The following is a 15,389-nucleotide window of genomic DNA, read 5'->3' on the forward strand; positions in this document are numbered from 1 at the left end:
ACGCGCGGTCAGCTGTTGACGGATTCGTCGTCCGGCAAGTCGTGCCGGACGACGCGTACCTGCCCCCGCGGCAGGCACGCGGCGTAGCCATGGCGCTTGCCGTAGAGCTCCCAGGAGGTGTGCTCCTGGTCGGTGGGCACGTCGATCCGGTGTCCGTCCGCGAACGCCAGGTGCAGGCTGCCGTTGTCGTCCCATTCGGCGTGCGTGCACTTCTGGCCGGCGAAATCGAACAACGGCCGTTCCTGCTTGCGCACGTCGGCCGGATTGATCGCAACGACTTCCTGCGGGTCGGTCTCGGTGGCCGGCAGGGTCAGTGCCAGGGGCGCCGAGATGACGAGCTCGTTGTAGTCCTCCATGTCCAGCACCAGTCCGTCGCGGAAGGAGATCCGCTGCACTGCGCATCCTTTTATCCACTGTTCGGTCATAACCCACTGTGTTACGACCTGGCCCGACGCGCAACAACGCGCGACGTTGAGCGGGTCCGGGTGGCCTGGAACAGTGAGCGCTACCGGTTGACGAGGGGGAAGGCCAGCGCGCAGCCCGATTCCATGGAGTGCGTCCAGGCGTCCTGCTCGGCAGCAGCCCGCAGGTGCCGGGGGCGCGCGGTCCAGCCGCAGGTGCACGTCGCATAGGAGCAGCCGAGCCCGCGAACATGAACGCCCACCTCGTCATGCGATACGACGGTGGGTGGGGTGAGGGGCGGTGCCGTCATCATGCTGACCTCCTGGCCGGTCTTGTCGTCAATTCTCGCGCCGCCGCATCACAGGAACCAGCAGCGACAGGTCACAACTAGGCCAACGCGGCGCGGTCATTCGGCCGCGACGGTTCGCTGCCACGCCGACCGGCCGTCGTGGAGATGGCAAATGCTGATAACGGTTTGAACACAGGGCCGTGGGAAGCTGGCAAATAATCGCAGGTCGGTGGCCTGCGGACGGGTGCCCTGTGGCCCAGGTAACGGGTAAGGTCAGCGGTCAAAGGGTGGCTTTTCTCACCACGATTCCGGATAGTTTTCGCCCGCCCAAGCGCGCGTCATCGCGGATCGTGCGGCGCCACCATGCGGTTTTGAAGGGGTTGTTTGCGTGGACGCGGTGCTCGGTTTGGCCATGACTCCGTCGTCCATCGGCTTGGTACTGGTAGAGGGCAATGACGTCGACGGGTTCACCATGGACCACGACGCCGTCGAGATCATGAACTCCGGGGATGCCACCGCTGCCGTACTGCGTAGCGAGGCGCGGGCGGCAACGCGCGGGTTGCGGCTCAAGTCGATCGGACTGACGTGGAGCGACGACGCCGACGTCGAGGCCTCGATGCTGATGCAGTCGCTGTCGGATTCCGGTTTCGACAATGTGGTGCCGGTTCGCTTCCCGGAGGCCAACGAGGCCGTGGCCCGCGGCATCGCGGACGCATTGGGCTGCGGGACGACGGCGGTGTGCACCATCGAGCCGGAATTCGCGATCACCATGATCGTGCATGCGGCCAGCGGCGCCGTCCACACGGCCGTGAACCACTGCATCGGCTCCAGGTCGGTGCTGACCAGCTGGCTCAGCTCCGTTTTCGCCCGCGCGGACTGGCAGCCGGAGGCGCTGGTGGTCATCGGGTCCGCCGGTAACTTCGAGGCGATTCTGCCGGGCCTGCAGGACGCGCTCTCGGTGCCGGTGTTCACCCCGGAAGAAGCAGATTTGGCGCTGGCCCGCGGTGCGGCGCTGGTATCCGTGCGATCAGGCGAATCCGACCTGTCCGAGCCGTACTTCTTCGGCGACGAGCCCCGTCCGGACGAATGGGCCGGTCAGGATTTCGGCTGGGACCCGACCTTCGACCCGTTCGAGGCCGCCGCTGCGTTCGAGCGCAACGCGGTGGTTCCGGTGGGACGGCATCGAACGCGCAATTCGTCGCGGTGGCAGCAGGTGTCGAGCTCGCCCGCGCTGCCCCTGACCATGCTGGCCGTCGGGTCGACGGCCTTCGTGGCGTCCGTGTCGATGGCCGTCACGCTGCAGTTCCTGCCCGCCCATGGCGCCGGGTCGACGTCCGTCACCAAGAGCCCGCGGCCCGCTGCCGCCGAGCAGGCGGTGGCGCCCGTCCAGCCTCCTACGGTCCACGTGGTGCCCGCCGCCGAGCCGTCGGCCGAGGTGTCGGCACCGGTCGAGGCACCGCTGTCGGACGCACCGATCCTCGAACCGCAGCCGGCTCCCGCCGTCGAACCGGACCCGGCAGCACATCCCGAGGGCCAGCCGCCCGCCGATGTGCCGCCCGCCGCCACGGACATCCCACCGGCGGAAATGCCGTCGAATTCGGTCGCCGTCGCGGTGCCGGCGGAGGCCCCGGCTCCGGCAGCTCCCGTCGCTCCGGCGCCCACCGATGCGGCCCCGCCGGCCGAGCCCGCCGCACCGCCGCAGTAAACCCCGAGGTCGAACCGCCTCGGCTGGGCCGACGGCGTGCGGCTAACGAAAGTAACGCCGCCGTCGAACTACGATATGTAGTGAACGTATCTCGGACCTGAGGATGGACCCCTTGCCCAAAACTGTGCGTTATGCGCTGGCCGTTGCCGCATCTGCGGTGATGATGCTGAGCGGCTCCGTGGGTGCTGCTGTCGCGGCATTGCCCGAGTCCCTTCCGGTCGCCATGATCACGCCAGGCAGTGGTGCCGTGGTCGGTGTCGGGATGCCCGTCACGGTGACCTTCAGCCAGCCGGTCGCGGACCGGGTGCGCGCTGAACGCACCATCGAGTTCTCGTCGCCGAAGATGACGAAGGCGCCCGCCGGTACGTTCGCCTGGCTGGCCGACAACCGCGTGCAGTTCACGCCCAGCACCTACTGGCCTGCGCACTCGTCCATCAAGGTGTCGGTCGGCGGGGCCAAGCAGTCGTTCGAGACCGGCTCGGCCACGCTGGGAGTCGCGAGCATCAGCGGGCACACCTTCACGGTGAGCATCGACGGCCAGGTCGTGAAGACCATGCCGGCATCGATGGGCAAGCCGAAGCACCCGACACCGGTGGGGTCGTTCACGGCGCTGGAGAAGCAGAACCCCGTCGTCATGGATTCGCGGACCATCGGCATCCCGCTCAATGATCCCGAGGGCTACAAGCTGACGGTGTACAGCGCCGTGCGGGTCACCTGGGGTGGCGTCTACGTGCACGGCGCGCCGTGGTCCGTTGGGCAGCAAGGCTATTCGAACGTCAGCCACGGCTGCATCAACCTGAGCGCCGACAACGCGTCCTGGTACTACAACCAGGTGAACATCGGCGACCCGATCATCATCAACTCGTAGACCGCAGCGCCTGCGCCGTCGCGTCGTCGGCGGGCAGGAATGCTTCGATGCTCAATTCCACGGCAGTCAGGTCCAGCGCCGTGCCGAAGGTGGTCACGGTGCTGAGAAAGGTCAGCACCTGGCCGTCCGGGCCGTCGATCTCCAGCGGTACCGCGACGCCGCCCAGATCGGACGATTCGACGTTTCCACCGGGGTAGGCCTCGATCTCGGTCAACAGGTCGTGAAGCTGGGCCGACGCACTGCTGGCCACCTCACGCCGCAGCCGCCCGATCACGTGGTGGCGCCACTGTCCCAGATTGCGGATCCGGGGCGCCAACCCGTCCGGATGCAGCGAAATGCGAAGGGCGTTGGGCGATTCCAGCAACGGGGGAGCCACGCCCTCGAGCAGTACCACGATGCCGGCATTGCCGGCCACGATGTTCCACAGATGGTCGACGGCCAGGCACGGGAACGGCTCATACGCGGCGAGCACGCGGTCGATCCCGGTGCGCACCGCGCTCATTTCCGGGTCGTCGAGTGCCCGCTCGGCGTACACGGGCGCGTGCCCGGCAGCCAGCAGCAGCCGGTTCTGTTCTCGCGCAGGGACATTCAGCACACTGCCGAGTTTGAGCACCATGGCCCGGCTCGGCGTCGAACGGCCGGTTTCGATGAAACTGAGATGGCGCGCGGACACGTCGGCCTCGATCGCCAGGTCGAGCTGGCTGATGCGCCGCCGTTGCCGCCACTGCCGCATGAGGGTTCCGAACGGTTGCGGCGAGTGCGGTGGGGCAGCGGTGGCGGCGGTCACGCTCTCCAGTGTCGCGGCTGCACGTCTCGGTGGCGACTACCTGTCAGGTAATTGCCGCAATTACCTGATGGGGACAGGCTCGAATCGTCCGACAACGCACCAGGAGGCGATCGAGATGCGCACGACCCACCCCACAAGCGAACCGTCGACGAAGGCGCCGCCGATCTGGCTGCGGGCGGTCATGGCGGCCGATCGAACCGGATCGGCCTGGTACGTCGGTACCGGTTTCTTCTTCGCGCCGGTGTTGCTGGTGGTGTCGCCGTGGCCGGCGCTCACCACGGCGCTATGGGTGATCATCTCCGTCACCGGGTTGTGGCTCGGCCTGCTCGGCGTCGCGATGGCGACCGGCCTGGCGATGGTGCTGCGCTCCGGCCAGGAGTTGTCCGACGATTACTGGCAGTCGCTTCTGGACTACCCGGATCGGCCCAAGGTCACTGCGCAACAGCTGGTTTCGCGTTAGCGCCGGTGTAGTCGACCTGCCAGTGCTTGATGCCGTTCAGCCAGCCGGATCGCAGTCGCTCCGGCTCGCTGAGCGGACGCAGGTCGGGCATGTGGTCGGCGATCGCGTTGAACATCAGGTCGATGGTCATCCGGGCCAGGTTCGCCCCGATGCAGTAGTGCGCGCCGGTGCCGCCGAAGCCGACGTGCGGGTTGGGGTCGCGCATGATGTTGAACGCGTACGGGTCGTCGAACACCTCCTCGTCGAAGTTGGCCGACCGGTAGCACATCACCACCCGTTGGCCCTTCTTGATCGGCACGCCGCCGAGCTCGGTGTCCTGCGTTGCCGTGCGCTGGAACGAGGTGACCGGGGTGGCCCAGCGGACGATCTCGTCGGCGGCCGTCGCGGGACGTTCCCGCTTGAACAGTTCCCACTGGTCCGGGTGCTCGGCGAAGGCCATCATGCCCTGGGTGATGGTGTTGCGGGTGGTCTCGTTGCCGGCCACCGCGAGCAGGATGACGAAGAATCCGAATTCGTCGTCGGAGAGCTTGTGGCCCTCGACGTCGGCCTGGACCAGCCGGGTCACCAGGTCGTCGCGCGGGTTGGCGCCCCGGTCGGCGGCCATGGCCATGCCGTACATGATCAGTTCGACCGACGCGGTGATGGCGTCGTTGCCGGCGAATTCGGGGTCCATGTCGCCGACCATCTGATTGGACCAGTCGAACAGCTTCTTGCGGTCTTCCTGTGGCACGCCCATCAGGCCGGCGATCGCCTGCAGCGGAAGCTCACAGGAGACCTGCTCGACGAAGTCGCCGTAGCCTTTGGCGGCTGCCTCCTGCGCGATCTGCTGTGCCCGCTTGCTCAGTTCGTCCCGCAGCAGTTCGATGGCCCGCGGGGTGAACATCCGCGAGATGATCTTGCGCAGGTGGGTGTGATGCGGCGCGTCCATGTTCAGCAGCACGAACTTGCCGCGCTCGATCTGTTCGGTGACGGTGCCGTCCTGGTACCGGGGGATGGCCGTCTTCTCCTGGCTGGAGAACACGTCGCTGCGCCGCGACACCTCCTTGACATCCTTGTGCCGCGTCACCACCCAGTAGCCACCGTCATCGAAACCGCCCTTGCCCATGGGCTGTTCGTTCCACCAGATCGGCGCGACCTGCCGCAGTTCGGCGAGTTCGGCGACCGGCAGCCGCTGGGCGTAGATGTCGGGGTCGGTGAAGTCGAATCCAGCTGGGATGTTGGGTGCCGACATGTGGCGCTCCTCACTCTGCAACGTGTTTCAATTTAGTACCGCGTGGAGGTCGGGGCCGCAAGGTTATGCCGATAATTCGGCTCAGATTCTGGGTGAATGCCGATGGCTGCTGATTTGCCGTGCACTATTCGTCGTAGCAATTTCGGCGCGTGAGTCGTCGTCGGGGCGATGTCCGCGATCGGGGATTCGTACGGTCGCACCAGATTGATCCGGCAATTTCCCAGCATTACCGCAGTCACCTGTAGCACCATTGGTTACCGGACATGCACGGGAGGGCTTCAGATGAGGATCCTTGACGACGCCAGAATCCGCGCCGTAGGGCTGGCCTGCGCAGCGTTGCTGTTGCCGATCGGGTCGGCCGCGGCGGCATGGGCCGACGACGCCGCGCCGGACACCAAGTCCGGCGACAGCTCGGCGGTCGATCTCGCGGCGGCCCCGATCGACCCGCCGCCGCCCGTTGCTCCCAAGCCGGTGCCGGCCGGTAAGCCGGTCCCGGTGGCGAATGCCACCCCGGTGCCGCACCTGTCCAGCCCGGAGAATTTGCCGCCGTACACGACGAGCACCGCCGAAGGGTCCCAGGACACCGACCAACTGTCGTATCTGCGCGACGTCTGGCATGCCGTCCAGGAGCGCGAGATCAGCCCGAAGCAGGCCCTCGTGCTGCTGGCGCAGCGCCCCATGGATGCCGACGCAGCACCTCCCGCAGGCATGCCGGCCGGGCCGCAGGCGCCGGCACCGGTCCCGCCGCCGGCCCCGGAGCCGCCTGCCCCCGTGGACGTTCCGGCGCCCCCGGAATAGCTAGGCCGTCAGCGCTTCGATCCGGGCCGGCACGTGTTTGTGCCATGGGGTGCCCGCGAACTCATCGCGCCAGTCGGCCGAGGTCAGGTTGTTGGGGGCCACGCCCGGCACCTGCTGTTCGCCGTTTGCGTCGGTGAAGTCCAGCCCGAAACCGTTCGGCAGCGAGGCATGTCCGGGCAGCATGACGTCGGTGACCTCCACCGAAGCTTCCGCGCTGCCGGCCGCGGTGGTGATCCGGGCGCGGCCACCGTCGACCAGGCCCAGCGCCGCTGCGTCTTCGACGCTGACCCGCAGCGCGCCGTCGGCGTCACGCTTGCGCCAGCCGGGATCGCGGATGATGTCGTTGGCGGTGAACGCCCGGCGCTCGCCGGCCGACAGCACGATCGGATAGTCGTCGGAGATCAGCGGCGGCCGATCGGTGGCGAGCGCGCCGAGTTCGGAGAGCATCTCGGGGATCTCCAAGGCGATGCGCCGGTCGCTGTGGCTGACCAGGTTCCAGTCGTCCTCGTACTCGTGCACCGTGAACGTCACCCCGGACTTGCCTTCGAGGATGGCGGTGAACAGCGCGTTGCCATCGGCGTGGCCGGCCCGGCGGACCGCGTCGGGATACGTCATCGCGGCTTTCTGGGCCAGTCCCCACAACGCTGCCGCACCGGCCAGACCGTCCGGCAGCGCCGGGCCCAGGGTTTCGTACAGCACATAGGGCAGCACCCGGCCCAGTGACGGGTTGGCGCCCACTGCGCTGAAGAATGCCCCTAGGTAGGTGTCGAGGCCGTCGCGGGCGGCGCGGCGCAGCGGGTCGAGTTCCGCGTCGTCGACGACGCCCAGCGCGCGCACCAGCCGCGCCCAGATCTCGGGTTCGGGCAAGGTGCCGGGCAGCGGCGTCATCAGGGCGTGCCGCAGGTGAAAGGTGTTGTGCGGGAACTCGAGATTGAAGAACGTCGCTTCGGGTTTCTCGAACTGGCTGGCGGCGGGCAGCACGTAGTGGGCCAGCCGCGCCGTCTCGGTCATCGCGACGTCGACGACGACCAGCAGTTCCAGCGCCTCGAGCGCGTCGCGCACCGCGGCCGAGTCGGCGATGGAATGGGCGGGGTTGCTGCTCTCGACGATCATCGCCCGGAACCGGTCCGGATGGTCGGTCAGGATCTCCTGCGGCACCACATTGGACGGCAGCAGCCCGGCGATGATGGGAGCACCGGTCACCGGCGAGCGGCCGACGCCGCCCGCCGCGAACAGCGGCGCGAACGACGAATGCAGGTGCTGCCCACCGCGTTTGGCGAAGTTGCCGGTCAGGATCCACAACATCTTGTTCAGGTAGGAGACCAGCGTGCTGTTCGGCGCCTGCTGAACGCCGAGATCCTCGAACACCGAAACGCTTGCCGCACCGGCAATCCGGCGGGCAGCGGCGCGCAACAGCTCGGCGTCGACGCCGCAGCGCTGGGCGAAGTCGTCGACGTCCACTGCGCGCAGCGCGTCCCGGACCGGTTCGACGCCGGTCACATGCTCGGTGAGAAACGCCTCGTCGCAAAGGTTTTCCTGAACCAGGACCGCGGCCAGCGCGCTGATGCACCACGCATCGGTGCCGGGCCGCACCCGCAGGTGGAAGTCGGCCATTTTGGCGGTGTCGGTCAGTACCGGGTCGATGACGATCATGGACCGCTGCGGATCCTTCGCGATGTCCTGCAGCACGGTGCGTGCGCGCGGGAAACTCTGCGACATCCACGGGTTCTTCCCGACGAATACCGACACCTCGGCGTGCTCGAACTCGCCGCGGGTATGTCCGCCGTAGAGCTGTGCGTCGACCCAGAACTCACCGGTCTTCTCCTGCGCCAACGCATTTGACCGGTACCGGGCGCCGAGTGCCTTGAGGAAGGCGCCGCTGTAGGCGCCGCCCAGGTGATTACCCTGGCCACCGCCGCCGTAGTAGAAGATCTTGTCGCCGCCGTACTCGTCGCGGACGCGTGAGAAGCCCTCGGCGATCTCGGAAATCGCGGTGTCCCAGTCGATTTCCTCGTAGCTGCCGTCCGGCCTGCGGCGCATCGGCGAGGTGAGGCGGCTGCGGTTGTTCTGATAATGATCCAGGCGCAGTGCCTTGTTGCACGTGTAACCCTGCGAGGCTGGATGCGCTTTGTCGCCACGGATTTTCGACAGCGTGCGGCCGTCGAGTTGCACGACGATGCCGCAGTTGCATTCGCACAGGATGCAGGCGGTGGACTGCCACTCCTGGGTTTCGGTCATGACGACGCCTTCCGTTGTGTTGTCGCGGCAGACACGAGGGCGCGTAGCTGCCGATGCACGAGGTCCAGTGGGGTGGTCGAGCCGGTGGTACGGGCCACCACGACGGCGCCTTCGATGGCGGTGGTGGCGAGCATGGCCAACTCGGCGGCTTGCTCGGGGGCGGCTCCGTCGGCCTGCAACTGTTCTTCGAGTTGGTCGAGCCAGCGGGTGAAGGCAGCGGCGGCCCGTTCGATGACGGGCGGGTTGTCGGCCTCGACGGCGACCGCGACCACCGGGCAACCGGCCCGGAATCCGCTGTCGGTCAGTTGGGTGCGGAACCCGTCGACCAGCACGTCGAGCGCTTCGAGTGCGGTGCCGGCCTTGGCGATTCGGCGGGCGACGTGATCGCTCGCGAAATCGATTGCCTCGCAGAGCAGTTGGGTCCGACCGCCGGGGAAGTGATGGTAAGCCGAGCCGCGCGGCGCTCCGCTGTGGGCGAGCACGTCGGCGATGGCCGTCGAATGCGCGCCCCGCTCGCGGATGAGCAGCGCCGCAGAAACGATCATGCGGTCACGCGGGCTGGCCATGGCTGTGGTCCCCTTCGCCGATTATGTATGCAACCATACATAATCGGCAGACCGCGGTCTATGCCTGCGCGTGCCGAACGCTTGCGCCTCGGATTGCAGTCACATGCTGACCGCAATCCGAGGCGCAGGCATCGTCAGGCTCCCGGTGGTAGGCGGCGATGGACGCCAGCACCGGCGGCCGCGATCACACGGACGCGGCTTCGTTCAATTCCTCGAGCCGGCCGGTGGCCTCCAGGTACTCCTGCACCCAGCGCTCGATCACCGCGGACGTCTTCTCGACCTTGGTGAACTGGCCGACCACCTGGCCGACGGGGTTGAACGCGACGTCGACGCTCTCGTTCGGGTACTTGTGCGTCGCGGCGACGGCCATGCCGGAAACCATGTACTGCAACGGCATTCCGAGCGGCTTCGGGTTGCCTTCCTGCTCCCAGGCCTCGGTCCAATCGTTGCGCAGCATGCGCGCCGGCTTGCCGGTGAACGACCGGCTGCGCACGGTGTCCTTGCTGCTCGCCTTGGCGTACGCGGCGTGCTGCTGCTCGGAGTGTTCGCTCTCTTCGACCATCACCCACTGCGAACCGGTCCACGCGCCCTGCGTGCCGAGGGCGAGTGCCGCGGCGATCTGCTGGCCGCTGCCGATGCCGCCGGCGGCCAGCACCGGTACCGGCGCGACCTCCTTGACGACCTGGGGCCACAGCACGATCGAGCCGATCTCACCGCTGTGTCCACCGGCCTCGCCACCCTGGGCGATGATGATGTCGACGCCGGCATCGGCGTGCTTGCGGGCCTGTGACGGCGAGCCGCACAGTGCCGCCACCTTGCGGCCCTCGGCATGAATGTGGTCGATCATGTCCTTGGGCGGCGTGCCCAGCGCATTGGCGATCAGGGTGCACTTCGGGTGCTGCAGAGCGACCTCGACCTGTGGGGTTGCGGTGGCCTCGGTCCAGCCGAGCAGCTGCAGGGCATCGTCGTCGCTGTGGTCGACCGGCACGCCGTGGTCGGCAAGGATCTTCTTCGCGAAATCGAGGTGTTCCTGCGGTACCAGGGCGTTGAGCTGCTTCTTGAGCACCTCGGGATCCAGGTCGACCTGGTCCATGCCCTCGTACTTGTTGGGGATGACGATGTCGACGCCGTAGGGGTGGTCGCCGATGTTCTCGTCGATCCACTTCAGCTCGATCTCGAGCTGCTCAGGAGTGAAACCGACGGCGCCCAGGACGCCGAAACCGCCGGCTTTGCTGACTGCCACGACCACGTCGCGGCAGTGGGTGAAGGCGAAGATCGGGTATTCGATGCCGAGTTGATCGCAGAGAGCGGTGCGCATAGGAGTTCCTTGTGCTGGTGCCGAAGCCGTAGTGGCAAAACTGAAACGTGTTCTAATTTAGTACCGCGTGACAGTCCGGCGCGCAAGGCCACGCGCGCATTGGGGCCCAGATTCGGGGCGAATACCGTTCCTGACGGTCAGCGCCGCACTAGTCGTCGTAGCCAACCGGTCCGGTGGCCGGATGGGGCTGCCGCGCGCACCACCGTCCAGCCGAGGCGGTCCGCTTCGGCGGCCAGCCCGGGGCGCGGATTCACCGGAATCGGGTGCCCCACGGCGCGCATCAGCGGCAGGTCCTCGTCGCCGTCGGCGTAGAAGTAACTCTGTTGCAGGTCAACAGAATTGGCCTGGCTGAACTCCGCGACCGCGGCGGCCTTGCGGTGGCCCCAGACGATGGGCCGGACGATGTCACCGCTGAGGGTGCCGTCGCCGTCGACGGTGAAGTGATTGCAGATGACGTGTTCGACACCCAGGTAGCGGGCCAGCGGCATGACATGCATGGTCAGCGCCGACGAACTGAGCACCACCGTGTGGCCCGACCGCTGATGGGCACGCACGATCTCGCGCATCGTCGGGAACATCCTGGCCTGGACGTGGCTGTGGAACAGCTGCTCGCCGAGTGACTCCTGCTCGGCCAGCGATTCGCCCCGCATGTAGCCGGCGGCGCGAATCAGCAGTCGCTCGAACTCCATGCGGCGCAGCTTGTATCGCACTGTCGCCTCGAGGATGCCGGTCAGTTCGCCGAAGGCGGCCTGCCGCTGCCGGAACCGGTGCGCGGCGTGGACCGTCGCGATGAAACCGGACACCAGCGTGCCGTCGACGTCGAAGAAGGCACCGACGTTCGAGCTCGTCGCGCCACGGTCATCGGCGTCGATCGCAGTGATCGGCCCCGTGATCGGCCCGGCGTTCGGCGCAGACATGTTCCCAGTATGCCGGGATGCCCGGCTGCCCATCGGCCGGGCGGTAGCCTGACCCGTCATGGGACGCGTGGACGGCAAAGTTGCACTGATCACTGGTGGCGCACGGGGGATGGGTGCGGCGCACGCCCGCATGCTCGTCGCCGAGGGCGCCAAGGTCGTCATCGGCGACATCCTCGACGAACCGGGCGCGGCGCTGGCCACCGAACTCGGTGACGCCGCGCGCTACGTGCACCTCGACGTCACCGACGCCGACCAGTGGGCCGCCGCGGTCGCCACCGCGACCGAGCAGTTCGGTCTGCTCAACGTCCTGGTCAACAACGCCGGCATCACCGCCCTCGGCAAGATCGGCGAGTTCGACATGGCCAAGTGGCAGAAGTGCATCGACGTCAACCTCACCGGCACCTTTCTCGGCATGCAGGCGGTGGTCGCGCCGATGCGGGAGGCCGGCGGCGGTTCGATCATCAACATCTCGTCCATCGAGGGCATGCGCGGCGCGACGCTGCTGCATCCGTACGTCGCGTCCAAGTGGGCGGTGCGCGGGCTGACCAAGTCGGCGGCCATCGATCTGGGCAAGGACAAGATCCGGGTCAACTCGGTGCTGCCCGGCTTCATCCGCACGCCGATGACCAAATATTTCCCCGACGACATGATGACCGCGCCGCTGGGCCGGCCCGGGCAGGCCGATGAGGTAGCGACCTTTGTGGTGTTCCTGGCCAGCGACGAATCGTCGTTTGCCACCGGCAGCGAGTTCGTCGTCGACGGCGGTCTGACGACCGACGTGCCGCACAAGTTCTGACCTCAACGTTTCTGGAACTACCGGTCTGACGGGGCACAATGAGGAGCCCCCACATCGCGTATCCCCCTTGTTGAAGCGCGTTCAGATCCGGAGGGAGCAGGGCTATATCAACCGAGTTGCGCCGCGGTGCAGTGCTGGGTGCTGTCATTTTCCTGGTGCTGCTGTTCGCCTGCACCGGTGATCTGCCGCGCCTGCTGAGGCCCATGAGCCCGGCCGCAGAGGTCGAGTTGGCGCAGGGTTGGCAGCTGGCCTCGGCGCAGGGCATGGCGGCCACCGGCGCGCAGCTCAGCACCGACGGGTTCGGCGCGACCGGTGCCGGCTGGCACCAGGTGCGGCACATGCCGGCGACGGTGCTGCAGGCGCTCGAGGACGACGGCACCTACCCGGACCTCTACTACGGCGACAACCTGCTGACCAAGGTGCCGCAGGACCTGTACAAGCAGGACTGGTGGTACCGCACGACGTTCGTCGCGCCGCCCGGGCACTCGACCTACCGACTGAACTTTCCCGGCATCAACTACCGGGCCGAGATCTGGCTGAACGGGCACCGGATCGCCGACAGCGGACAGATCGCGGGCATGTACGTCGACCACACCCTGGACGTGTCGAAGTGGATCGACCGCGGCCGCGCCAACACGCTGGCCGTCAAGGTCACCCCGGAGCGGGCGCTGCAGGATGTCGACGGCGTGGAGTTGGCCGACAGCTGGTTCGACTGGATCAACTGGAACTACCTCGGCTACCAGGGGCCGGGGAAGAACCCGGCCAACGGCAATTCGTTCGTCTCGGACCGCAATGCCGGCATCCTCAAGCCGGTCACCTTGAAGATGTCCGGCGATGTGGCGATCACCGATGCCACCGTGAACAGCCAGCTGCCGTTGCCGCGTACCGACAGCGCCCAGCTGAGCGTCCGGTCCGGCCTGACCAACTACTCCGACCAACGGGTCAACGGCGTGGTGCGGGCGACCATCACCCGCGCCGGTAAGTCGGACATCGAGATCGAGCGACCGGTCTCGCTCGGGCCGGGGGAGAGCCGCGACGTCACGTTCAGCCCCAACGACTACGAGGCGCTGCGGATCGGCAACCCGGACCTGTGGTGGCCGTACACGATGGGCAAGCCCGACCTGTACGACCTGCGGCTGCAGTTCCTGCAGTACGGCCAGACCACCGACGAGTTGAAGCAGCGGTTCGGCATCCGCTCCATCGAGCAGGGCCGCGACGGCAGCGAGGAGTTCCCGCAGCTGGGTTCCGGCGGCAACTTCTACCTGAAGGTCAACGGCCGGGACTTCCTGGCGCGCGGGGCCACCTACACCCCCGACCTGCTGTACCGCGACGATCCCGACCGCGACAACGCGATCCTGCGCTACGTCAAGGATCTGGGTCTGAACATGATCCGGATGGAATCCAAGATTCCCGGTGCGCGCTTCATCGAGCGGGCCGACGAGCTGGGCATCCCGCTGATGGTGGGCTGGATGTGCTGCAACCAGTGGGAGAAGTGGCCACAGTGGGACCAGGAGGATCACCGGGTCGCGCAGGACAGTCTGCGCTCGCAGATCCTGATGCTGCGTTCACATGCGTCCGCATTCGTCTGGGCCAACGCCAGCGACGGACATCCGCCGGCCGACATCCTGGAGCAGTACCACGAGATTCTGCGAAAGTTGCACTGGCAGAACGCCGTTGTCGACACGGTGTCGTCCTACACCACCGATTCGTCGGGTAACCGGCTGTGGGACGGCATCCAGATGGCCGGCCCGTACACCTGGCGGGCGCCCGCGTACTGGTTCGACGGGGAGTACGCCGCCGCCCGGGGCGCGTCGGCCGAGCAGGGCGACAACGAGCACATCCCGCCGTTCGCGAGCCTGCGCAAGTTCATTCCGCCGGACAAGCTCTGGCCGATCAACGACATGTGGTACTTCCACGCCGGTTCCAACCCCGGCAACGAGGCCTTGGCGAGCATCCGCACCGCGATCGTCCAGCGATACGGATCATCCACTGGCGCTGAGGAATTCGCGCGCAAGGCACAGTTGGCCCACTACGAGGCGACGCGGGCCCAGTTCGAGTCGTTCGCCGCTCTGGGCTGGGCGGACCGCAAGATGACGATCTACTGGATGCTCAACAACCACTGGCCGTCGTTCTTCGGCAACATCTTCGACTACTACCTACGGCCTGGCGGTGCGTACTACGGAGCGAAGAAGGGCCTGCAGCCGCTGTCGGTCACGTTCGACTCGTACGCCACCGGCGATCACAGCACCGCCAAGGTGAGCATCGTCAACCAGAGCCCGGAGAACGTCGTCGGGCTCCGCGTCCGCACCCGGGTGTACGACATCAACGGGACCATGCGCGACGACCGCATCAGTGACCCGTACGACGTGGCCTCCGGCGCCGCCGCGGTGGCCGTGACACTGCCACGGGTGGTGCCCGATTCCCGGGTGTTCTTCGTCCGGTGCGAGCTGGTGAACCCGATCGGCGAGGTCGTCGCGGACAACGACTACTGGCAGTCCCAGCAGGGCGACATCGGAGAACCCGGCAAGGACGTCGCCTTCGAGCTGCACCAGACCGCGTGGGCGGACATGACGCCGCTCAACTACATGACGAAGGCCCGGCTGGAGGTCAGCGCCGCCGGTTCGGTGAATGGTGACGGTCAGCAGGTCGTCGATATCACGCTGCGCAATCCGACCAAGCAGGTCGCGTTCTTCGAGCGGGCGGAGCTGACAACCGCTCCCGATGCCGACGAGATCCTGCCCATCGAGTACAGCGACAACTACGTGACCGTCTATCCGGGGGAGACCGCGCATGTTCGCGGGCTGGTGCCGAAACCTGGGGTGAACGCGGGCTGGGTCCGGGTCGGTGGCTACAACACGCCACCCGTGACGGTCCCGGTGGCGGGCGGCCCCGCGCCGCAGGAAACGATGGACGCCGCCTCGCGGGCCGCGGTGGCCGGTCCTGGTCTGGCTGAGCCGGACGTCCGGCCCGCGGCGCCCGATGCGGTACCGCGGGTCCCGCGGCCCGGCGCATGA

Annotated in this window: 14 protein-coding genes; 6 read left to right on the forward strand and 8 right to left on the reverse strand. The window is 67.3% G+C overall.

Annotation, left to right across the window (positions count from 1 at the left end; translation table 11 throughout):
* Positions 1-8: 8 nt before the first annotated feature.
* Positions 9-425, reverse strand: coding sequence for a DUF6188 family protein (locus A7G45_RS15950; RefSeq protein WP_260938540.1), 417 nt, complete (start codon positions 423-425; stop codon positions 9-11).
* 80 nt (positions 426-505) lie between these two features.
* Positions 506-712 (reverse strand): hypothetical protein, encoded by a 207-nt coding sequence (locus A7G45_RS15955; protein WP_260938541.1) that lies wholly within the window; start codon positions 710-712, stop codon positions 506-508.
* 376 nt (positions 713-1,088) lie between these two features.
* On the opposite strand from A7G45_RS15955, the gene A7G45_RS15960 reads away from it, so the two are divergent.
* Both A7G45_RS15960 and A7G45_RS15965 read left to right on the forward strand, forming a co-directional pair.
* Complete coding sequence (locus tag A7G45_RS15960) at positions 1,089-2,396, forward strand: DUF7159 family protein (protein ID WP_456094108.1); 1,308 nt, start codon at positions 1,089-1,091, stop codon at positions 2,394-2,396.
* A gap of 160 nt (positions 2,397-2,556) precedes the next feature.
* Entirely contained in the window at positions 2,557-3,264 is a 708-nt protein-coding gene (locus A7G45_RS15965) for a L,D-transpeptidase (RefSeq protein WP_081936594.1), read from the forward strand.
* Here A7G45_RS15965 and A7G45_RS15970 read toward each other — a convergent pair.
* The gene (locus A7G45_RS15970; protein WP_051954709.1) at positions 3,254-3,997 is read right to left on the reverse strand and encodes a helix-turn-helix domain-containing protein; all 744 of its coding nucleotides are present in this window, start codon (positions 3,995-3,997) and stop codon (positions 3,254-3,256) included. The two genes, A7G45_RS15965 and A7G45_RS15970, sit on opposite strands and share 11 nt — an antisense overlap.
* Positions 3,998-4,166: 169 nt before the next feature.
* On the opposite strand from A7G45_RS15970, the gene A7G45_RS15975 reads away from it, so the two are divergent.
* On the forward strand, positions 4,167-4,511 hold the full coding sequence (locus tag A7G45_RS15975; protein ID WP_260938543.1) for a hypothetical protein: 345 nt from the start codon (positions 4,167-4,169) through the stop codon (positions 4,509-4,511).
* Here A7G45_RS15975 and A7G45_RS15980 read toward each other — a convergent pair.
* A complete protein-coding gene (locus A7G45_RS15980; RefSeq protein WP_071286967.1) occupies positions 4,483-5,742 on the reverse strand; it encodes a cytochrome P450 in 1,260 nt (419 codons plus the stop codon). The two genes, A7G45_RS15975 and A7G45_RS15980, sit on opposite strands and share 29 nt — an antisense overlap.
* Before the next feature lie 282 nt (positions 5,743-6,024).
* Here A7G45_RS15980 and A7G45_RS15985 point away from each other — a divergent pair, with 282 nt between their 5' ends.
* Positions 6,025-6,540, forward strand: a complete 516-nt coding sequence (locus A7G45_RS15985) for a hypothetical protein (RefSeq protein WP_260938544.1) — start codon at positions 6,025-6,027, stop codon at positions 6,538-6,540.
* Here the strand turns inward: A7G45_RS15985 and A7G45_RS15990 are convergent, their stop codons facing one another.
* The 4 genes from A7G45_RS15990 to A7G45_RS16005 form a co-directional block, all read right to left on the reverse strand.
* Positions 6,541-8,778 carry a molybdopterin-dependent oxidoreductase gene (locus A7G45_RS15990; protein WP_260938545.1) on the reverse strand — a complete coding sequence of 746 codons (2,238 nt, stop codon included), beginning with the start codon at positions 8,776-8,778 and terminating at the stop codon, positions 6,541-6,543.
* Positions 8,775-9,344 (reverse strand): TetR/AcrR family transcriptional regulator, encoded by a 570-nt coding sequence (locus tag A7G45_RS15995; RefSeq protein WP_260938546.1) that lies wholly within the window; start codon positions 9,342-9,344, stop codon positions 8,775-8,777. Before A7G45_RS15995 ends, A7G45_RS15990 begins: the two co-directional genes overlap by 4 nt.
* A 184-nt stretch (positions 9,345-9,528) precedes the next feature.
* Positions 9,529-10,662, reverse strand: a complete 1,134-nt coding sequence (locus tag A7G45_RS16000) for a nitronate monooxygenase (protein WP_043392144.1) — start codon at positions 10,660-10,662, stop codon at positions 9,529-9,531.
* Between the two features lie 137 nt (positions 10,663-10,799).
* Positions 10,800-11,579 (reverse strand): HAD family hydrolase, encoded by a 780-nt coding sequence (locus A7G45_RS16005; RefSeq protein WP_260938547.1) that lies wholly within the window; start codon positions 11,577-11,579, stop codon positions 10,800-10,802.
* Positions 11,580-11,637: 58 nt separating this feature from the next.
* Between A7G45_RS16005 and A7G45_RS16010 the strand changes: the two genes are divergently transcribed.
* Together A7G45_RS16010 and A7G45_RS16015 are read left to right on the forward strand one after the other, a co-directional pair.
* A complete protein-coding gene (locus tag A7G45_RS16010; protein ID WP_260938548.1) occupies positions 11,638-12,375 on the forward strand; it encodes a glucose 1-dehydrogenase in 738 nt (245 codons plus the stop codon).
* Between the two features lie 131 nt (positions 12,376-12,506).
* Positions 12,507-15,389: a glycoside hydrolase family 2 protein gene (locus tag A7G45_RS16015; RefSeq protein WP_260938549.1), complete on the forward strand. Its 2,883-nt coding sequence runs from the start codon at positions 12,507-12,509 to the stop codon at positions 15,387-15,389.

Origin of the sequence: Mycolicibacterium llatzerense, assembly GCF_025331195.1 — a bacterium.
GTDB classification, from domain to species: domain Bacteria; phylum Actinomycetota; class Actinomycetes; order Mycobacteriales; family Mycobacteriaceae; genus Mycobacterium; species Mycobacterium llatzerense.